Origin of the sequence: Neorhizobium galegae, from assembly GCF_017877135.1 — a bacterium.
GTDB lineage: Bacteria > Pseudomonadota > Alphaproteobacteria > Rhizobiales > Rhizobiaceae > Neorhizobium > Neorhizobium galegae_A.
The window spans coordinates 740,016-758,800 of record NZ_JAGIPH010000001.1 but is presented as its reverse complement, the minus strand read 5'-3'; the positions used below and the strand labels follow the sequence as shown (position 1 = coordinate 758,800).

General features: G+C 64.4%; 17 protein-coding genes. 9 read left to right on the top strand and 8 right to left on the bottom strand.

The window, feature by feature from the left end; all coding sequences use genetic code 11:
• Window positions 1-11: 11 nt before the first annotated feature.
• Window positions 12-1,805, bottom strand: coding sequence for a monovalent cation:proton antiporter-2 (CPA2) family protein (locus J2858_RS03810; RefSeq protein WP_210103395.1), 1,794 nt, complete (start codon window positions 1,803-1,805; stop codon window positions 12-14).
• Between the two features lie 106 nt (window positions 1,806-1,911).
• Here J2858_RS03810 and J2858_RS03805 point away from each other — a divergent pair, with 106 nt between their 5' ends.
• The 6 genes from J2858_RS03805 to lpxK all read left to right on the top strand — a co-directional run bounded on the left by J2858_RS03805 (window position 1,912) and on the right by lpxK (window position 7,657).
• A complete protein-coding gene (locus J2858_RS03805) occupies window positions 1,912-3,258 on the top strand; it encodes a TldD/PmbA family protein (protein WP_210103394.1) in 1,347 nt (448 codons plus the stop codon).
• Window positions 3,259-3,260: 2 nt separating this feature from the next.
• The gene (locus J2858_RS03800) at window positions 3,261-4,061 is read left to right on the top strand and encodes a 3'(2'),5'-bisphosphate nucleotidase CysQ (RefSeq protein ID WP_210103393.1); all 801 of its coding nucleotides are present in this window, start codon (window positions 3,261-3,263) and stop codon (window positions 4,059-4,061) included.
• A gap of 60 nt (window positions 4,062-4,121) precedes the next feature.
• The gene (locus J2858_RS03795; RefSeq protein ID WP_210103392.1) at window positions 4,122-4,361 is read left to right on the top strand and encodes a DUF4170 domain-containing protein; all 240 of its coding nucleotides are present in this window, start codon (window positions 4,122-4,124) and stop codon (window positions 4,359-4,361) included.
• Window positions 4,362-4,503: 142 nt separating this feature from the next.
• Window positions 4,504-5,820, top strand: coding sequence for a lipid IV(A) 3-deoxy-D-manno-octulosonic acid transferase (gene waaA, locus J2858_RS03790; RefSeq protein WP_210104125.1), 1,317 nt, complete (start codon window positions 4,504-4,506; stop codon window positions 5,818-5,820).
• Window positions 5,820-6,557, top strand: a complete 738-nt coding sequence (locus J2858_RS03785; RefSeq protein WP_432443242.1) for an HAD family hydrolase — start codon at window positions 5,820-5,822, stop codon at window positions 6,555-6,557. The genes waaA and J2858_RS03785 overlap by 1 nt, the downstream gene beginning before the upstream one ends.
• A 50-nt stretch (window positions 6,558-6,607) precedes the next feature.
• A complete protein-coding gene (gene lpxK / locus J2858_RS03780; protein WP_210103391.1) occupies window positions 6,608-7,657 on the top strand; it encodes a tetraacyldisaccharide 4'-kinase in 1,050 nt (349 codons plus the stop codon).
• A 297-nt stretch (window positions 7,658-7,954) separates the two neighbouring features.
• On the opposite strand, the gene J2858_RS03775 is transcribed toward lpxK, so the two are convergent.
• Together J2858_RS03775 and mutL are read right to left on the bottom strand one after the other, a co-directional pair.
• Window positions 7,955-8,188 (bottom strand): DUF2093 domain-containing protein, encoded by a 234-nt coding sequence (locus J2858_RS03775; protein ID WP_210103390.1) that lies wholly within the window; start codon window positions 8,186-8,188, stop codon window positions 7,955-7,957.
• Window positions 8,189-8,276: 88 nt separating this feature from the next.
• A complete protein-coding gene (mutL, locus tag J2858_RS03770) occupies window positions 8,277-10,184 on the bottom strand; it encodes a DNA mismatch repair endonuclease MutL (protein WP_210103389.1) in 1,908 nt (635 codons plus the stop codon).
• A gap of 289 nt (window positions 10,185-10,473) precedes the next feature.
• On the opposite strand from mutL, the gene J2858_RS03765 reads away from it, so the two are divergent.
• The gene (locus J2858_RS03765) at window positions 10,474-12,168 is read left to right on the top strand and encodes a response regulator (protein WP_210103388.1); all 1,695 of its coding nucleotides are present in this window, start codon (window positions 10,474-10,476) and stop codon (window positions 12,166-12,168) included.
• 73 nt (window positions 12,169-12,241) lie between these two features.
• Window positions 12,242-13,609, top strand: a complete 1,368-nt coding sequence (locus tag J2858_RS03760; protein WP_210103387.1) for a putative bifunctional diguanylate cyclase/phosphodiesterase — start codon at window positions 12,242-12,244, stop codon at window positions 13,607-13,609.
• Between the two features lie 113 nt (window positions 13,610-13,722).
• On the opposite strand, the gene J2858_RS03755 is transcribed toward J2858_RS03760, so the two are convergent.
• The 5 genes from J2858_RS03755 to J2858_RS03735 all read right to left on the bottom strand — a co-directional run bounded on the left by J2858_RS03755 (window position 13,723) and on the right by J2858_RS03735 (window position 17,755).
• Window positions 13,723-14,331 (bottom strand): PRC-barrel domain-containing protein, encoded by a 609-nt coding sequence (locus tag J2858_RS03755; RefSeq protein WP_210103386.1) that lies wholly within the window; start codon window positions 14,329-14,331, stop codon window positions 13,723-13,725.
• A 196-nt stretch (window positions 14,332-14,527) separates the two neighbouring features.
• Window positions 14,528-15,412: an SMP-30/gluconolactonase/LRE family protein gene (locus tag J2858_RS03750; RefSeq protein WP_210103385.1), complete on the bottom strand. Its 885-nt coding sequence runs from the start codon at window positions 15,410-15,412 to the stop codon at window positions 14,528-14,530.
• Window positions 15,409-16,047, bottom strand: a complete 639-nt coding sequence (locus tag J2858_RS03745) for a 2-dehydro-3-deoxy-6-phosphogalactonate aldolase (RefSeq protein ID WP_210103384.1) — start codon at window positions 16,045-16,047, stop codon at window positions 15,409-15,411. Before J2858_RS03745 ends, J2858_RS03750 begins: the two co-directional genes overlap by 4 nt.
• Window positions 16,044-16,982 carry a 2-dehydro-3-deoxygalactonokinase gene (locus J2858_RS03740; protein ID WP_210103383.1) on the bottom strand — a complete coding sequence of 313 codons (939 nt, stop codon included), beginning with the start codon at window positions 16,980-16,982 and terminating at the stop codon, window positions 16,044-16,046. The genes J2858_RS03745 and J2858_RS03740 overlap by 4 nt, the downstream gene beginning before the upstream one ends.
• Window positions 16,982-17,755, bottom strand: a complete 774-nt coding sequence (locus tag J2858_RS03735) for an SDR family NAD(P)-dependent oxidoreductase (RefSeq protein ID WP_210103382.1) — start codon at window positions 17,753-17,755, stop codon at window positions 16,982-16,984. The genes J2858_RS03740 and J2858_RS03735 overlap by 1 nt, the downstream gene beginning before the upstream one ends.
• 171 nt (window positions 17,756-17,926) lie before the next feature.
• Between J2858_RS03735 and J2858_RS03730 the strand changes: the two genes are divergently transcribed.
• On the top strand, window positions 17,927-18,712 hold the full coding sequence (locus tag J2858_RS03730) for an IclR family transcriptional regulator (RefSeq protein WP_245365607.1): 786 nt from the start codon (window positions 17,927-17,929) through the stop codon (window positions 18,710-18,712).
• The last annotated feature ends 73 nt before the right edge of the window (window positions 18,713-18,785 follow it).

Here is an 18,785-nt window from a genome sequence, read left to right as displayed (position 1 = left end):
GGGTTAGACTGTCAGGCGTCTTCCTGCTCTTCCGTCACCATCGTGGCGCGTTTCGGCTTGGTCAGCGGTTCGGGGCGGACAGGGCGCGTGTGCAGCATGTGGGCACCGGCGGAAATGCCTTGCGCGGCCTGGATCTGCAGCCGCTCCTCGTCGCGCCGGCGAATGTCGGCGCCGATCTCGCTCGTTTCCGCTTCGGATGTGCCGAGCGCCTCGAGCGTCTTCTGGCCGAACAGCAGACCGGATTCCAGCGTTTCGCGCAGCTCGTATTCCACCTCGCGGGCCCTCAGCGAAATGGTGTGGATGCGGTCATAGGAGCGCACGAACAGCCGCACATCGGGGAAATCGGCCCGGATGAGATCAACGATGCGGTCGGTGATTTCGCGCTTCTGGGTGCAGACAGCCACGATCTTCGCCCGTTCGATGCCGGCCGCCAAGAGAACTTCGCGGCGCGTGCCGTCGCCGAAATAGATGCGGAAGCCGAAGGTCGCCGCCTGGCGGATACGGTCGGGCGAATCGTCGATCACCGTCACGTCGCGTCCGCCGGCGAGCAGGATCTGGGAGGCGATCTGGCCAAAGCGCGAAAAGCCCACCATCAGCACGTCGGAGCCGGCGCCCTCGAAATCCTCCGGGATTTCCTCGCGACCCTCATCACGAACGAGAAGGCGTTTGGCGATGGCCGAACCGAGCGGCGTCAGCGCCATGGACAGGGTGACGCTCGCAATCAGCAGCGAGGCCGTGGCGGGCGACAGAAGGCCGGCGCTGACGGCCGTCGTAAACAGCACGAAACCGAATTCGCCGCCCTGCGGCAAAAGCACGGCAATGCTTGCGGCATCGTCCCGGCGGGACCCGCCGATGCGGCAGAGCAGATAGATGACGATGCCTTTTGCCGCCATGAACAGCGGCACGCCGATGACGATCAGCGCCAGATTGGAGAGGATGGCATCGAGATCGAGCGACAGGCCGACCGCCATGAAGAACATGGCCAAGAGCAGCCCGCGGAACGGCTCGATATCGGCCTCCAGCTCATGGCGATAGGAGGATTCGGCCAGCATGATGCCGGCGAGAAAGGCGCCCATGGCCATGGAGAGCCCGGCAAGCTGCATCAGAACCGCCGATCCGAGCACCACCAGCAGCGCTGCCGCCAGCATTACCTCGCGTGCGCCGGTGCGTGCAATCACCTGGAAGAGTGGCGTCAGCAGATAGCGGCCGGCCACGATCATGCCGATGACGGCGGCGGCTGCAATGGCAAAATCGCTGACGAACGAGCTTTCGGCAACGCCTGGGCCAGACCGCAGCAGCGTCACCAGCGCCAGAAGCGGCACGATGGCGAGATCCTGGAAGAGCAGGATGGAGAAGGCCCGCCGCCCATAGGCCGAGTTCGTGTCGCCGGCATCATTGAGGATCTGCAGCGCAAAGGCGGTGGACGAGAGCGCAAGGCCAAAGCCGGCAATCACCGAACCCTGCCAGCTGGCAATGCCTGTCGCCCAGGCAAGTCCCGTCAGCACCAGTCCGCTTGCCAGCACCTGCGCCGTGCCGAGGATGAAAATATCGCCGCGCATCTGCCACAGGCGCGAGGGTTTCAGCTCCAGCCCGATGATGAACAGCAGGAAGACGACGCCGAGTTCCGACACATGCAGCACTTCTTCCGGATCGGCGATCAGCTGCAGGATGGGGCCGATGACGATGCCGGCGGCAAGATAGCCCAGCACCGTGCCAAGGCCGAGCTTCTTGAACAGGGGAGCGGCCAGAACCGCGCCTGCGAGAAGCAGCAGCGTTTCGTTGAACAGGGGATCTGCGGTTGCCATAAAACCTCGCGGGGACCTTTCGGCGGCCGATCGTCAAGAATCGCTGAGCCGCCCTTGATGCTTCCTTTAGTGCACAATACATGGAACAGGAATGAAAGGGTTTCCCATGTCCTCTGAAATTGGCACCAGCGCTCTGCTTTCTCGCGCCGGTGAGCTTGTCGATCTTGCACGAAAGGCCGGTGCAGATCAGGCCGATGCGGTCATCGTGCGCTCCCGCTCCCGTTCCGTCAGCGTTCGCCTCGGCAAGGTGGAGGGCACGGAAGCATCCGAAAGTGACGATTTTTCGCTCAGGGTGTTCGTTGGAAAGCGCGTGGCCAGCGTCTCGGCCAATCCGGGCTTTGATCTGGCAGCGCTTGCCCAACGGGCTGTCGCCATGGCGCGCGTTTCGCCGGATGACCCTTACGCCTGTCTGGCCGACGAGGCCGATCTGGCGCGCGACTATCCGGATCTCGACCTGTTCGATCCGACCGAAATGTCGGCCGAAGAGCTGACGGAAGCCGCGCTTGCCATGGAAGAGGCCGCACTTGGCGTTGCGGGCATCAGCAATTCGTCCGGCGCCGGTGCCTCCGCGGGCGCCGGTGGCCTCGTCCTCGTCACCTCGCACGGTTTTTCCGGCAGCTATATGGCCAGCCGCTTCAGCCGCTCCGTCAGCGTCATTGCCGGCGAGGGCACGAAGATGGAGCGCGACTATGATTTCGACAGCCGCCTCTATGCCGCAGAGCTTGCCGCGCCGGACCTCATCGGACGGCGTGCCGGCGAGCGGACGGTGAAACGCCTCAACCCGCGCCAGGTGGAAACCGGTGCCAATGTCACCGTGGTGTTTGATCCGCGCCTTGCCCGCGGCTTCGTCGGTCACATCGCCGGCGCCATCAACGGCGCATCGGTTGCCCGCAAGACAAGCTTCCTGCGCGACAAGATGGGCCAGCAGGTTCTCAAGGCCGGCCTGTCGATCACCGACGATCCACTGGTCGTGCGCGGCTCCTCCTCGCGTCCCTTCGATGGCGAAGGTGTCTCGGGCCGCCGGCTTCTCATGATCGAGGACGGTGTGCTGAACCACTGGTTCCTGTCCACTTCGACCGGCCGCGAGCTTGGCCTTTCCACCAACGGGCGCGGTGTGCGCGGCGGCACCTCCGTCTCGCCGGGTTCGACCAATCTGGCACTGGAGCCGGGCGATATCTCCCCTGAAGACCTCATCCGCAGCATCGGCACCGGGCTTTACGTGACCGAACTGATCGGGCAGGGCGTCAACATGCTGACGGGCGAATATAGCCGCGGCGCCACCGGCTTCTGGATCGAGAACGGCGAGCTTGCCTTTCCCGTCTCCGAAGTCACCATCGCTTCCAATCTGAAGGACATGTTCATGCGGCTGACGCCGGCAAATGACATCGACCGCAAATACGGCGTTGCCGCACCCACGATTGCCATCGAGGGCATGACACTGGCGGGGCGGTGATCTTGGAGCAGGAGACGCGGCAGACTTTCGATGACGACCTGGCGCTGATCCGCCGCGCTGCGCGCGAGGCGGGTGATATCGCGCTGGGCTATTTCGGGCGCTCGCCGGAGGTCTGGTGGAAGAACGAGGGCCGCTCCCCGGTCAGCGCTGCCGATTTTGCCTCCAACGACCGGCTGCAGACGCTGCTTCTTGGGAGCCGTCCCGGCTATGGCTGGCTGTCGGAAGAAACCGATGACGATGCCGGGCGGCTTTCGCGCGACACGCTCTTCGTGGTCGATCCGATCGATGGCACGCGGGCCTTCATCAACGGCGAAAAGACTTGGTGCGTCAGCGTGGCTGTGGTTCACCGGGGAAAGCCGGTGGCGGGCGTTCTCTATGCGCCGGCGCTGCAGGAAGAGTTTTGGGCGGCAGCCACCGGGCCGGCGATGAAGAATGGGTCGGAGATTTCGGTTTCCGCGGAAAAACCCGGCGAGGCGCGCCAGATCGCGGTTGCCGAAGACATGCTCGGCCAGTTTGCGCCGGGCTTCCGCCAGACCCTGCACCGCATCCGCCACGTGCCCTCGCTCGCCTATCGGCTGGCCATGGTGGCGGATGGCCGTATCGATGGAACGGTGGTGAAGCGCAACAGCCATGAATGGGATCTGGCCGCCGCCGACATCATTCTGGAGCGGGCTGGCGGCCGGCTGGTCGATCTTGCCGGACATCGCCTCGTCTACAACCGGCAGGCGGTGACGCAGGGCGTTCTGTGCGGCGGGGCCGAACATGTTCTGGAAAGCTTGGTAGCGGGCCTTGCCTCGGGTTGACCTTTGATGCGGAATGCCGCAGGAGGAAGGGGCGGGGGAGACGAAGAGACGAGGCATAACATGACCGAGCAAAGCGGCAAGAAACAACTCCTACACCTGGTTTTCGGCGGCGAGCTGGAAAGCCTCAAGGGCCTTGAATTCAAGGATCTGGCAGCCCTCGACATCGTCGGTATCTTTCCCGATTATGCAAGCGCTCTGGAAGCCTGGAAAAGCAAGGCGCAGATGACCGTGGACAATGCGCATATGCGCTATTTCATCGTCCACATGCACCGCCTGCTGGACCCTGAGACGAAGGGCTGAGCTTAAGCCCCACGCGGCGGCCCTGCCGCCCTCAAGCAATCGACGGCTGTGTTTTCGACGCATTTGTCAGGCATGCACCAGTGTGTAAAATAGGGCTGCGACCGGGGATGGTGCGGATGGCAAGCAAAGAAGGGCGATGGCATTGAGCAATGGCTTGGCGCGCATGGCCTTGCTGGGATATCGCATGGCCGGAATTTGCGGATATCCTCTGGCATCCCCCTATCTTGCCTACCGATCCCTCAAGGGCAAAGAAGAGCGCCAGCGCCGGCTGGAGCGTTTCGGCTATGCCAGCGTGGCGCGCCCGCGCGGTCCCCTGATCTGGGTGCATGCGGCAAGCGTCGGCGAAACCATTGCCGTCATCCCGCTCATCCGCGAGCTTGTGCGCCGCGAGATCCACGTTCTCCTGACGACCGGTACCGTGACCTCGGCGGAACTCAGCCGAAAACGCCTCGGCAACGAGGTCATCCACCAGTATGTGCCGCTCGACGTGAAGTTCCCCATCAAGCGCTTCGTCGCCTACTGGCATCCGGATGCGGCAATCACCGCCGAATCGGAGATCTGGCCCACCACCATGGCGGAACTGACGCGGCGCAACATTCCGCAGATCCGCGTCAATGCGCGCATTTCCGACCGTTCCTTTGCCCGCTGGAGCAGTCGCTCGGCGATCGCCGAACTGCTGTTTGGTAAGCTTGCGCTTGTGGTGGCACGCTCGGATGTCGATGCGGAGCGTTTTCGCGATCTTGGTGCCTGGCCGGTGGTCGTGTCGGGTAACCTGAAGGGCGATACGGATCCGCCGCCGGTCGATGAGGTGGTCCTGTCGCGCTATCTTTCGGACATCGGCACCCGCAAGACCTGGGCTGCGATCTGCACGTTCCAGGGCGAGGAGGAGGCGGCGGCCTTCGTTCACCGGGCGCTGAAGCCGCGCAACGAACAGCTGACGGTTCTCGTGCCGCGCCATCCCGAACGGGCTGACGATATCGAGGCGATGCTGGTTGGCCAGGGTCTTGTCGTGGCACGCCGCAGCCGCAACGACCGCATCACGCCGGAAACCGACGTTTTCCTCGGCGATTCGATCGGCGAAATGGGGCTTTACCTGCGGCTCACTGAAATTTCCTTCGTCGGCCGCTCGCTGACGGCCGAAGGCGGCCAGAACCCGCTCGAATCGGCCATGCTGGGCTGCGCGGTGCTGACCGGCCCCAATGTGCAGAATTTCCGCGAGACCTATCAGCAGGTGATCCGCCGCGGCGGCGCGCGTATGGTGCGCGACACCGAAATGCTGGCGAAAGCCGTGCATTACCTGCTGACCAATGATCCGGCCCGCCAGAAGATGATCGATTGTGGCCATGAGGCCGTGCAGGACATGCGCGGCGCGCTCTCCACCACGATCAAGGCGCTCGAACCCTATCTCAACCCGCTGACGGTCACCGCCCGTCTGCGCCCGGCCGGAGCAGCTGGCTGATGATGAACAGCGACAACCCGCTTGCCGCGATCAGGGGCCTTCTGTTCGACAAGGACGGAACGCTGTTGCGTTATGACGAAAGCTGGGGGCCGGTGAACCGGCAGGCGGCAAAGCTTGCCGCCGACGGCGCCGGCGAGGCGATGGAGAACCGGCTGCTGATTGCCTGCGGCATGGACCCGGTGACCGGGCTGACGCGGGCCGACAGCCTGTTTGCGGCCGGAACCGCAGCCCAGATCGCCGCCGGCTTCGTCGCCGCCGGATCGCCGCTCGCCGTTGGACCGCTCACCGTTGCACTGGATGAACTGTTCGTGCGGGCCTCGGATTTTTCCGTCGCGGTGACCGATCTTGCCGGCTTCTTCGCCCGCCTGCGCGCGCGTGGCTTCCGGCTCGGCGTGGCCTCCAGCGACAACGAGCGTTCGATCCGCGAGACGGCGCGCCGCTTCGGCTTTCTCGATCATCTCGATTTCATTGCCGGCTATGACAGCGGCCATGGCTGCAAGCCGGAGCCGGGCATGGTGCTGGGCTTCTGCAAGTCGGTGGGCCTGCAGCCTTTCGAAGTGGCGATGGTCGGGGACAACAATCACGATCTGCACATGGGGGCGGCGGCCGGCGCGGGCCTCAAGGTTGCGGTGCTGACAGGCACCGGCTCGCCCGAGACACTGGCGGGCGCCGCCGATCACGTGCTGGACGATATTACCGGACTTGAAACGCTTTTGCCGCAGGGTGAGCCGGCCTGACCCTGTGCGAGCGTTCGGCAGGATAGGTGCTGGCGGCAAAGAGGACAAAGATGGTTTCTGAGGCGCCTTCCTTCTGGTGGACACGGACGAATTGGCGTGCCTATGGCCTGTGGCCGCTCTCTGTCGTCTATGGTCGCATTGCCGGCCGGCGCATGGCCCGCACGCAGCGGCCAAGCGTTCCCGTGCCGGTGCTTTGCGTCGGCAATTTCACCGTCGGCGGCGCCGGCAAGACACCGACCGCTATTGCCATCGCCCGAGCGGCCAAGGCGAAAGGGCTCACGCCCGGCTTTCTCAGCCGCGGTTATGGCGGCAAGCTTTCCGTGACGACGGTGGTCGATCCGCAGCGCCACGGTGCCGATGCGGTTGGTGACGAGCCGCTGATTCTGGCGCGCGAGGCGCTGACGGTGATTTCCCGCAAGCGGTTCGAAGGGGCGCAAAAGCTCGTGGCAGAAGGCTGCGACCTCATCATCATGGATGACGGCTTTCAAAGCGCCCGTCTGGTGCTCGATTTCGCCCTTGTCGTCATCGATTCGGTGCGCGGCGTGGGCAATGGCCATGTCATTCCGTCAGGGCCGTTGCGTGCGCCGCTTTCCGAACAGATCCGCCAGATGTCGGCGCTGATGAAGGTGGGCAATGGCACCGGCGCCGATACGGTGGTGCGCCGTGCGGCGCGCGCCGGAAAACCGCTTCGCATGGCAAGCCTTGTGCCGCGTCCGGACCCGGAGATTGCCGGCAAGCGCGTGCTGGCCTTCGCCGGCATTGCCGATCCGCAGAAATTTTACCGCACGGTGGTGTCGATCGGCGGGGAGATCGCGGTCGAACGGTCCTTCCCGGACCACCATGCCTTCACCGACGAGGAACTGGCCGACCTCCTGCGCGAGGCGGAGGAGAAAAATCTTGTGATCGTCACCACGTCAAAGGATGCCGTGCGCCTTGCCGGGCGGCCGGGGGCGGCCAAAACGCTTCTGGATCGGCTGCGGGTGGTGGAGGTCGATATGGTGTTCGATGATCCCCATGCGCCGGGCCAGATGATCGAGGACGCGATTGCTCATTGCCGGAAGCGGGTGTTGCGGGAGAAGCGAGGCAGCGGGCCGGTTTGACGCGGCGGATCGAAGGTGTTCGGCATGCGGCGAGATCTTTCAATCTGCCGCAAAGTCCCCCTCTGCCCTGCCGGGCATCTCCCCCACAGGTGGGGAGATGAGCGTGGCGCTGCCGTCGCGGCTCCCATTGCAGAGGGGCGCTGCCCTTTATACTCCCGAGAAACTTGGTAGATATCGATGAAATTGGGCGGTGGCCCCATCTGATCTCCCCCCTTGTGGGGGAGATGCCCGGCAGGGCAGAGAGGGTCTTGGCGGCATACTCGGCGGCCTCAGCCCCAAGTCACCACCACCACAAAACTACCCCCGGCCCTGGTTCGGTAAAATCCCCGCCCGCTTGTCGGCTTCGAGCGAGGCGGCGGCATCGACATAGGGTTCCTGGCGGGCGACGCTCCAGTAGCGCAACTCGTCGACCGGAATCTGGGCGCCCGTCATGGCGCAGGTGACATAGGCGCCGGCGGACAGGATCTGGAAATCGCCGTCGAGATAGCGGATTTTCGCCTCGCGGTGGCTGCCGCCTTCAAAACGGTTCATCGGTCGTCTCCTGCGTAGATTCATCGTTTCATCTATCCCCACGCGCCGCCCCTTGGCCAGAGCCGCCGGCGCGGGCATGGTTAAAAAGTCAGCTGCGGCCGAACAGGCGCTCGATGTCGTTGAGCTTCAGTTCGATATAGGTCGGGCGGCCGTGGTTGCATTGGCCAGAGCCTGGCGTTGCCTCCATCTCGCGCAGGAGCGCGTTCATTTCCTCCGGCCGAAGCCTGCGGCCCGAACGCACCGAGCCATGGCAGGCCATGGTGGCCGCCACGTGTTCCAGCCGGCTTTTCAAGCCGTCGGACGTGTTCCACTCGCCGATTTCATCGGCCAGATCACGCACGAGGCCGGCGGCATCGACACTGCCGAGGAGAGCCGGCGTTTCGCGCACGGCAACGGCACCGGGGCCGAAGCGCTCCAGCGCCAGCCCCAGTTTTTCAAGCTCCGGCGCATGCGAAATCAGCCGGTCGCACTCTTCTTCGGGCAGGTCGATGATTTCCGGAATAAGCAGGACCTGCGAGGGCAGGCGGTCCTTTTCCAGCGCCTTGCGCATGGCCTCGAAGACCAGCCGCTCATGGGCGGCGTGCTGGTCGACGATGACAAGGCCGGTGTCGGTCTGGGCAATGATATAGTTTTCGTGCAGCTGCGCGCGCGCCGCGCCGAGCCGGAACTGCGTGGCGGGGTCGCCGGCAGGCGCGGCCGGGTTTTCGGTGTCGTGCGCCATCACGGCGTCGGCGCGCGCACTCGGCGTCAGCACCGCGTCGAAGGCGGCCTGGCGGCGTTCTGCGAAACCTCCCGCAGAGAGACCGGCCTTCTCCGGCATGGCCATTGGCCGAAATGGCGATGCGGCCGGCGTCCAGCCGAGATTGCCGCTGCGGTGGCCGGTAAAATAGCCCTTGGAACCACTGGCCTGCGCTGCCGCCGTTTTTTCGACCGCCCCTGTACCAAGGCCTGCGTCAAAGCCTGGACGGAAGGCGCGGATCAGGCCATCGGCGCCGGTCGTTGCCGCCCGGTCGCCCTCGCGCGCCAGGGCCTGTCGCAGCGCACCGACGATGAGGCCACGCACGAGGCCCGGATCGCGAAAGCGCACATCGGCCTTGGCCGGATGGACGTTGACGTCGACGAGCGCCGGATCGAGCGTGATCGACAGGACAGCGACCGGATAGCGGCCGGACGGAATGGTTTCGGCATAGGCGCCGCGGATCGCCGAGAGGATCAACTTGTCCTGCACCGGGCGACCGTTGACGAAGGCATATTGATGGGCCGAATTGCCGCGGTTGAAGGTCGGCACGCCGGCAAAGCCCTTGAGGCCGACATCTTCGCGCGTCGCATCGATTTCGATGGCATTGTCCTTGAACTCGGCGCCCAGCACCTGCGCCATGCGGGCGAGCGGATCGCCGGGCGAGGCGGGAAACTCCAGCGTCGAACGGTCCGATCCCGACAGCACGAAGCGCACATGCGGAAAGGCGATTGCCATGCGCTTCACCACCTCGGTGATGGCGCCGGCCTCGGCCTTTTCCGTCTTTAGAAATTTCAGCCGGGCCGGGGTGGCAAAGAAGATGTCGCGCACCTCGACCACGGTGCCGATATTGGCGGCCGCCGGGCGCACCGGCGTCAGCTTGCCGCCGGCAAGCGCAATTTCGACACCCGTCGCCGAACCGGCCCGCCGGCTGGTGATCGACAGTTTGGCGACCGAGCCGATGGAGGGCAGCGCCTCGCCGCGAAAGCCGAGCGTGCGGATATCATCGAGCGTTTCGGAAATCTTCGAGGTGCAGTGACGGCGCACCGCAAGGCTCAGGTCGTCGGCATCCATGCCGCTGCCATTGTCGGTGATGCGGATCAGGCTCTTGCCGCCGCCGGCCGTGGCGATTTCCACGCGCGTCGCGCCGGCATCGATGGCGTTTTCGATCAGCTCCTTGGCGGCGCTGGCGGGGCGCTCGATCACCTCGCCGGCGGCGATCTGGTTGATGAGCGTTTCGGGAAGCTGTTTGACGGACATTGCACCATTTTCCTGGATTTTCCGCCCCGGGAAAAGCCCGTCTGGCGCCTTGTCCCCCGAAGAACGCAGCGTTAAGCGCACCTTAACGCGGAATCGGTAATCGTTTGCAACAGGATACCCTGCCGTACGGCGTCGCGCCAGTCACTGCGGTTTCCCCTATGGAACATGCAAGATCGGGTTGCGCTCGGCACGCTGCCCGCACGACAGGACAGGACGCAATGCAACCGGCAGCTGACCAAAGCCGGCTCCCTCGGGCGGGAGCCAACCGGACCCTGCAGACGGTCCTGCCATGACCGGTCCCGGGCAGACGGAAGGCCTTGCCGCCTCCTTGATGATGGACATGGTTGCCGACGCGATCTCCGGCGCCGTGCTGATCTATGATCGCGACGATATGATCGTGTTTGCAAGTCCGCAGGTCTTGAGCTTCCTGCCGGCGCTTTCGGTCGCACCCGCGCCCGGCACGCGGCTTCGCGATCTTCTGGGCGCCATCTACGACGGTGGCGGCTATAGTGGCGATCTGTCCGGTGGCGTGGAGCATCGCTGCATCCGCCGCGAGGACTGGATTTCCGGCGAGATCGCCGCCCTCTGGCGCGAGCGCTGCGAAACGGTGGTGCGCCGCGACGGCGACCGCTGGATGAGCCTTTCCCGCCGCCGCCTGCCGTCCGGCCATGGCACCTGCGTCATCCGCGATGTCTCGGAACTGCGCCGCCGCGAAGATCAGTGGCGAACGGACCTCGAACGGGTCCAGCTCACGGAGGAAATCCTCGATACGCTGCCTTTCCCGGTGATCGTTCGGGATCGCCATCTCGTCTGCGTGGCTGTCAACAAGGCGGCGGAACGGCTGTATGGCCGCCCGGTGGATGAAATTCTCGGTCGCCGGGCCGATGAACTGCATGCGTCGGAGCCCTCGGTCCATATCGATGCCACCAACCGAAAGGTTCTGGAGACCGGCGTGCCGTTTTCCATCGGCGTCCAGATCATTCCCCCGGATGAGCCGCCCTCCTGCTATCTCCTGCGCAAATTCCGCGTCGGCAAGCCCGGTCGCTACTGCGTCGTGACGGTGTTGGAGGACGTGGCCGATGTGCTGGCAAGCGGCGGGCAGCCGGAGTGGAATTTCGCCGGTCTCGAGGGTGTCGATTTCATCGTCTCGGATCTCGGCCGGCAGAGGCGCGAGGAGCAGGGGCCGCAGGGCGTGACGGCGGCGAGCATCGCCGGTTGCCGCGTTCTGCTGGTCACCGACGACCGGGCGGTAGAGGAGGAAGGGGTCTCGCTGCTCCTTGCTGCAGGTTTTGATGCAACCGCTGCCCGCAATGGTCGCGAGCTTGCCGCGCTCCTCGCCGTCGTTCGTGACAGGCAGGTGTCGGTTGATCTGATCGTGGTCGATGCCGCCATGGATTTCGCCTGCCTGGAGGCGGCCCAGGCGTCCGGCATCGACGTTCTGGTGCTCGAAGCCTTCCAGATCGCCCGCGAGCTGGTCCCCTCGGTCAAGCGGCGCTTCCGCCAGCCTCGTGCCGCAAAGGCGGAGCCGGAGGATCAATGGCAGATCTCCACCGCCACGCCGGCCGATGTCCTGGTGGCGGAGGATAATGCCGTCAACCAGATCGTCTTTTCGCAGATCCTCGAAGGTCTTGGTTATCGCTACGCGATTGCGTCCGACGGCCAGGAGGCGGTTCGGCTGTTTCGCGAACTTCAGCCGCGCATCGTCCTGATGGATATCACGCTGCCACGCCTCAACGGGTTTGAAGCCGCATCGGCGATCCGCGAGCTGGAGACGGTGCCCGGCACGGTGCCGATCATCGGCGTGCTCTCGCCGGCCGTCGAAGGCGACCGCCACGCCTGCTGGGCGGCCGGCATGGACGATGTGGTGATGAAACCGCTGAGCCCTGATCTTTTGGAGGAGACATTTCGCCGGCATCTGGCAGACGATGGCGCCGAGAGGCGCCACCGCGACGGCGTGCGTTTAGCGCAAAGGGAATACCGCTAGTCGCAAAGCCATGCTTTGTTAATCTTTCGCCAGCATTGTGCGCCAAGGCCAGACATCCGGGGGACACGGTTTTATGAAGTCGGCGGGCGATCCGTTGCCAGACGTCAGTCAGAACGAACTGCAGGCGATGGCGTACCGGGATCCCCTAACGGGCCTGGGCAATCGTTACCGGCTGCGCGACAAAGTGCGTCTGATTGCCGCCGAGCGGGCTGATGACCCGGCGCCCTTCACCCTGGGCATCGTCAATCTCGATGGGTTCAAGCCGATCAACGACCTTTTCGGTTCGGAAGCCGGGGACGAAATCCTCTGCCAGGTCGCCTTTCGCCTGAAAGCCTGCATCCCCGATGGCGCGACCGTCACCCGTCACGAGGGAGACGAATTTGCCATCCTCCTGCCTCTGGTGTTTGAGAAGCTGAGCGCCGAACGGCTGGGCCAGATGATCAAGGACGTGCTGTCGGCCCCCTATGATCTCGGCGATCGTCATGTGCGCCTGTCGGCCTCGCTGGGCTTTGCCGTCTACCCGTTCGCCGGAGCCGAGTTCGAGGAATTGCTGAAAAGTGCCGAAACCGCGCTTTACCGGTCCAAGCGGCGTGGACGCGGGCAGATCACCGTCTATTCGCGCGAAATCGCCCAGGAAATGAAGCGGTCTACGCAGCTCGAACAGGCGCTGCGCAATGCCATCATCGCCGACGCCGTCGAGGTGTATTTCCAGCCCATCGTGCGCATTCGTGATGCCTCTGTCGTCGGCTTCGAGGCGCTTGCCCGCTGGAACGATCCGGATCTCGGCTTCGTCTCGCCTGCCGTCTTCGTTCCCCTTGCAGAAGAGCGCGGCTTCATCGATGCGCTGTCGCACGCGCTGTTGCGAAAGGCTGCGGAAGCGGCCCTGTCCTGGCCGCGCGAACTGTTCCTGTCGTTCAACCTGTCCTCTGCGCAACTGATGGATAGCGGCACGGCCGGCGCCATTTTGAGCACGCTCTCGCGCGTCGGGCTCGACCCTGCCCGGCTGGAACTGGAAATCACCGAGACGGCGGTGATGACATCGGCCGATACGGCCGAGCGGATCATTGCCGATCTTCGACGGGTCGGCGTGCGCATCGCGCTCGATGATTTCGGCACCGGCCAGTCGAGCCTCGGGCGCCTGCGCGATTTTACCTTCGACAAGGTGAAGATCGACCGTGCCTTCATATCCCGCATCACCGTTGATCGTGCCACCGAACATATCGTCCGGGCGATCATTGCCATGTGTGACGGGCTCGGTCTTGAAGTGGTTGCGGAAGGCATCGAGGAGCAGGCCGATGCCGAGAAGCTCAGAGCCCTCGGCTGCGCCATGGGGCAAGGCTATTATTACGGTCGCCCGATCGATGCGGCGGCAACGCAGCATTATCTGCAACAGCACCTGCGTATCGGCGACCGCTCCGGCGAGAGCCGCGAAACCGCCTGACGCTGCGCTTGGCCCATGTGCATCCATAGGAAAAAGGGCGACACCTGCGTGCCGCCCTCATCCGTTTGTCCCTGTGGGCAATACGTCTCTCGTTCCGGGACCCGCCGTAAAGATTACGGCTGGGTGGTCGTCGACGGGGCAGTTGCACCGCCTGCAGCAGGGGCCGGGGTCGTTGCAGCGCCACCGGTGGACGAGGTGGTGGTGGCGTCCGTTGCGCCGTTGGTCGAAGCCGTGGAGGCCTGATCATCCAGCGTCTTGAATTCCGGTGCGGCCTTCAGCGCATCAGCCGTTTCAGCCGTCGTCAGACGGATGTCGTTGCTGTCGGCTTCGCGGGTCACCGTGATCTTGTCCATCGGAACTGCTACGTTCTTCTGGCCGATGCCGAGGAAGCCGCCGACGCCGACCACGGCTGCGACAATGCCGCCATCCTGTTCCAGGATGAGGTCGGTCACGCTGCCGATGCTTTTGTCTTCGCCGTTATAGATCGACTTGCCGATATAATCATTGGCACTGATCTGGTTCTGCGCCTGCTCGGTCAGGTATTCGCCGGTCATGCCAGCGCCAGCAGCGGACGTCGTTCCGGTCGTCGCAGCCGACGGCATCGTGGTCTGGGTCTGGGCCGAGGGGGCCGCAGGGGTTGCGGTCTGAGCAAGCGCGGGTGCGACTGCTGTGGAGGCCATCAGTACGGCAGCGGCTGCCATGGTGCTAAGGGTCTTCTTCATATCGTACCTACCTTTTTATCTGTTTTCGATCTGACGCGGTGACCGGAGTGGTCTTCCGTGTCGGTTCGAGGAGAGAATGCGGAGGAGGCTCGATAGTTCCGAAGGCATCTGCCAAAAAAATAGGCGAAAACGCGGGAACGTTTTCGCCTGATCTTTGTTTGTGCCCGCCTTCGCGGGGAGGGTGAAAGCTGTTGCCTTACAGGATGTAGGCCGGTTCCGGCCGACCCTTCACCGTAATGCCGAGGTCAAACAGGAAGCCTGCCTGCGGATCGCTTTCGCGTTCCTCGGCGCTTGCCCCTTCATAGGCGGTGGTGACGGCGATGCGATCCAGGTCCTTGCCGAAGAAGGCGGGGCAGGAGGTACGGGCAGTCGGAAGCGCATAGCGGGCGGCATGGCTGCCATCGGGACGGTAGCAATCCACCGCCGATGCGCCCCAGCGGGCATTCCAGACATTGCCTTCGGCATCGCAGACGGAGCCATCCGGTCCACCGGCCGGACCGCTTTCGACAAACACCTCGGCTCTACCGGCGGGAAGGCCGGTTGCCGCATCAAGGGGCACGCGCATGATCTTGCCGATGCGGGTATCGGTATAGTAGCCGGTGGCACCGTCGGGCGAGAAGCAGATGGAATTGGGGATGCTGATGCCGGCAAACATCCGGGTGATGACGCCCCTGGCGACATGATAAATGGAGCCGGCGCCGTCTTCGGCCTTCAGCCCCATGGTGCCGATCCAGAGCGCGCCGGACGGATGAACCCGACCGTCATTCGAGCGGGTGCCCATATGGGCCGGTTCCAGCTCGCGGTAGAGGGTCAGTTCTCCCGTTGCGACATCGCGGATGAAGAGGCCCTTTTCGGATGCCATGAGCTGGCGCCCGGCATCGATTCGGGCAAGAACGCTGGCCCGGAACGGCAGCGCGTGGATGCGCGCGGCACCGCTCGTCACGTTCAGCTCATGCAGTTGCTGGCCCAGAATGTTGAACCACCAGAGCGTATCGGTTGCCGCGTCATAGGTCGGGCCTTCGCCGAGCTCCAGGCCTTGCGACGAGAGAACCGAGCCGTTGAAATCGATCACCTGCGTCATGCGCGCGCCTCCATGGCCCGATCATAGGACTCGATGGTGAGGCGGCCCTTGGCGATGACTTCGGCCGGCGTCATGCCTGGCTTGTAGAGGCTGGAGCCGAGGCCGAAGGCCGTGATGCCGCCCTTGATGTATTCGCCGAAATTGGCGTCCGACACGCCGCCGACGGCCGCGATGATCAGATCCTTCGGCAGCACGGCGCGGATGGCATTGATGCCGGAGGGGCCAAGCACGCTTGCGGGGAAGAATTTAAGCCCGGTCGCGCCGGCGCGGGCGGCGGCCAGCGCCTCGGTTGCGGTAAAGCAGCCGGGAAGCGTTACCATGCCCTTTTGCGCGGCAAGCGAAATCACCGCCGGCTCGACATTCGGGCTGACCATCAGTCGGCCGCCGGCCGCCTCCAGCGCTTCGACATCCTCGACCGTCAGCACGGTGCCGGCACCGATCAGGCACTCGGCCGGCGCAAGCTTTGCCGCCATCTCGATGGAGCGGAACGGATCGGGTGAATTGAGCGGGATCTCGATGGCGGTAAAGCCCACCTCGATCAGGCCGCCGACGACGGCTTCCGTTTCGCCGGGCGTCAGGCCGCGCAGGATTGCGACCAGCGGCCGCTGCATCGGGGGAAAGGGAACGCGGGTCATGCGGATATCCTTGCATCGGGAAAGAAAAGGTTTTGGGCGGCAGCGGCCAGGCCGTTTCGCACGGCAAGATCGGCATCGACTGTCCGATAGGCAAGGCCAAGTGCGGCAAAGGCTGCCTCGTAGAGCCCCTGCAGGCGACCCGACGCGACCAGCTCGACCGTATCGACCGTGCCACCGGCGCCAAACAGGCCGCCGGCGATTTCCGCGCCGATCAGCGTGCCGGAGAGGCGTGCGGCGGCACTTGTCGCGTCAAGTCCGTTCAGCAGCTGGCCGGAGCGGGCTGTAAAGACGAGGTTGGTCAGCATGGCAGGGGCGGATGAGGCCTTGGCGACTGCCGCCAGAAAGGCCGGATGCGTGCCATCGAACCCTTCGGCCCCGGCAACAGCATGTTTCAGGATCGACTGTTTTGACAAGACGTCAAAAACTTCGCCGGTCATGAAGGAGGCAAAGCTTGTGACGCGGCCGTCTTCGACATTCACCCATTTTGAATGGGTGCCGGGCATGCAGACCAGCTGCTTGCCGCGGGAGGCGGTGCCGAGCGCACCGAGAAGCTGGGTTTCCTCGCCGCGCATGACGTCCGGTGCGTCGGCTGCGCGCTGGGCAATGCCGGGCAGGATGCGGATGTCGCGGCTCTCGCCGGGCATGGAAACCGCACCTTCGAGCACTGAGGACAGCGGGGCAGGCGCATCGGCATAGCCGGCTTCCACCCAGCCCTGGCGGGCGCCGGCCATGCCGCAGATGATGACCGGCAGGTTTGCCGGCGCCGAGACGGCGGCAAGATGGGCGTTGAGCACGTTTGCAAAGCCGGTTTCGGCGGCGGTCGTCATGCCTTCGCCGCTGCGGCGTTCGGCAAGAACGGTATGTCCGGCATCCATCAGCCAGAGCCGGAAACTGCTGGTGCCCCAGTCCACGGCGATATAGGCGGCCTCAGCCATCAGAGAGTTCCTCCATCTACGGTCAGCCATTGCGCCGTCATGCCGGCGGATGCGGTCGAGGCGAGAAACAGGCATGGCCCCACCATGTCCTCGGCCATCAGGCTGCGTTTCAGGCACTGGCGATCGATCATCGCGCTGATGCTGTCATCCGTCAGCCATAATTCCTTCTGCCGCTCCGTCACCACCATGCCGGGCAGGATGGCGTTGACGCGGATATTGTCGGGACCCAGCCGTCCTGCAAGGCTTTTCGTCAGCCCCAGAATGCCGGCCTTGGCCGCCGCATAGCTCGGCAGGCTGCCCATGTTGAGCAGAAACGCGATGGACGACAGGTTGACGATGGCGCCGCTACCATCCGCCTTCAGATGGGGCGCCGCGGCCTTGGCGGCAAAGAACATCTGCTTGAGGTTGATCGCCTGGTTGTCGTCCCAATAGGCTTCCGTCACGTCGAAAAGCTCATGCCGGTCGTCCCAGCCGGCATTGTTGACCAGAACGCCGAGGCCGCCGCAGCGCTCGGCGGCCGTTGCAACGGCATCTTCGACGGCGTTCATGTCGCGCAGGTCCGCCTTCAGATAGGTGACCGGATGGCGGCTGTCGCGGAGAATGTCGGAAACCAGCGCCTCGCTCGGCCCCTCCGCCCGGTCGATGAAAGCGACGCGGGCGCCCTGTCGGGCAAAGGCGCGCGTGAAGGCAGCACCGATGCCGGAGCCACCGCCGGTAATCAGCACGCCGCGGTCTTCCAGATCGGCAAAGCGGAAGGAGGGATGGGAGCTCACGGGCAGGATCCTGTTGTTCCGATATATGGAACTCTGTTTGACTAAGTGGAATAAAGAGAATAAACCGTGGGACGTGTCAAGCCGCCTTAGCGGCCGATCTCCACCACCACTGGCCGGGACCGCCCATTGCCTCACCTCTCGTCAAACGCTGATCGCCCCGACCCGGCAGAACTGGACCCGCAAAACGCCGCCGGTGATACCGGCACGCTCGGCAAGGCCGTGGCGCTGCTGGATCTCGTCGCCCGGGCCGACATGCCGCCGCGCTTTACCGATCTCCTCAAGCAGACCGGCCAGCCGCGCGGCAGCCTGCACCGGCAATTGCGGCATCTGGTGCTGGAAGGGCTGATCGACCTGTCGCCGGACGGCGTCTACACGCCGGGCCTTCGCCTCCTGCAATTTGCCTCGCGCGCCTGGGCGCGCAATTCGTTCCGGCTGGTGGCCGAGCCGCACCTGACGCGCCTTCACGAAACGACCGGCGAGACGGTGCATCTCGGCGTGCTGCGCGATTGCGAGATCGTCTATCTCGACAAGATCGAAAGCCGGCAGGCGGTGCGCATGCATTCACAGGTGGGCAATTCCGCACCCGCCTATTGCACCGGCGTCGGCAAGGTGTCGCTGTCCTGTCTTTCCGACGAGGATCTCCATCGTCGCTGCGCGCGCATGACCTTTGACGCCTATACACAAGCGACACTGACCGATGCCGCGGCGCTTCTGGCAGAAATTGAAAAAATCCGCAGCCGCGGCTTTGCCTATGATCTGGAGGAACACCAGCCGGGCATCCGCTGCGTGGCCGCATCCATTCATGCGCCGGCGGCCGGAATTGTCGGGGGGATCTCCGTCACGGCTCCGGCCTTTCGCGCCGGGCCGGAGCAGTTGGAGGCCTGGGCGGGACCGGTTTGCGCGGCGGCCAGCGCCATTGTGGCCGATATCGCCCGCCGCCTGGGACCCCGCCGCTGAAAAACGCTCGGATTTTACGAAATCTGTCAAAAATCCGGAACTGAGTGTTTGTCAAATACAACCAATCATGGCA

What these genes read in the sequence shown, in the direction of transcription:
- mutL (WP_210103389.1), bottom strand. Translation starts at nt 10,184, where the DNA reads ATGTCCGTCAAACAGCTTCCCGAAACGCTCATCAACCAGATCGCCGCC.
- J2858_RS03755 (WP_210103386.1), bottom strand. Translation starts at nt 14,331, where the DNA reads ATGAAGAAGACCCTTAGCACCATGGCAGCCGCTGCCGTACTGATGGCC.
- lpxK (WP_210103391.1), top strand. Translation starts at nt 6,608, where the DNA reads ATGGTTTCTGAGGCGCCTTCCTTCTGGTGGACACGGACGAATTGGCGT.
- J2858_RS03750 (WP_210103385.1), bottom strand. Translation starts at nt 15,412, where the DNA reads ATGACGCAGGTGATCGATTTCAACGGCTCGGTTCTCTCGTCGCAAGGC.
- J2858_RS03785 (WP_432443242.1), top strand. Translation starts at nt 5,820, where the DNA reads ATGATGAACAGCGACAACCCGCTTGCCGCGATCAGGGGCCTTCTGTTC.
- J2858_RS03765 (WP_210103388.1), top strand. Translation starts at nt 10,474, where the DNA reads ATGACCGGTCCCGGGCAGACGGAAGGCCTTGCCGCCTCCTTGATGATG.
- J2858_RS03810 (WP_210103395.1), bottom strand. Translation starts at nt 1,805, where the DNA reads ATGGCAACCGCAGATCCCCTGTTCAACGAAACGCTGCTGCTTCTCGCA.
- J2858_RS03795 (WP_210103392.1), top strand. Translation starts at nt 4,122, where the DNA reads ATGACCGAGCAAAGCGGCAAGAAACAACTCCTACACCTGGTTTTCGGC.
- J2858_RS03805 (WP_210103394.1), top strand. Translation starts at nt 1,912, where the DNA reads ATGTCCTCTGAAATTGGCACCAGCGCTCTGCTTTCTCGCGCCGGTGAG.
- J2858_RS03745 (WP_210103384.1), bottom strand. Translation starts at nt 16,047, where the DNA reads ATGACCCGCGTTCCCTTTCCCCCGATGCAGCGGCCGCTGGTCGCAATC.
- J2858_RS03775 (WP_210103390.1), bottom strand. Translation starts at nt 8,188, where the DNA reads ATGAACCGTTTTGAAGGCGGCAGCCACCGCGAGGCGAAAATCCGCTAT.
- J2858_RS03740 (WP_210103383.1), bottom strand. Translation starts at nt 16,982, where the DNA reads ATGGCTGAGGCCGCCTATATCGCCGTGGACTGGGGCACCAGCAGTTTC.
- J2858_RS03760 (WP_210103387.1), top strand. Translation starts at nt 12,242, where the DNA reads ATGAAGTCGGCGGGCGATCCGTTGCCAGACGTCAGTCAGAACGAACTG.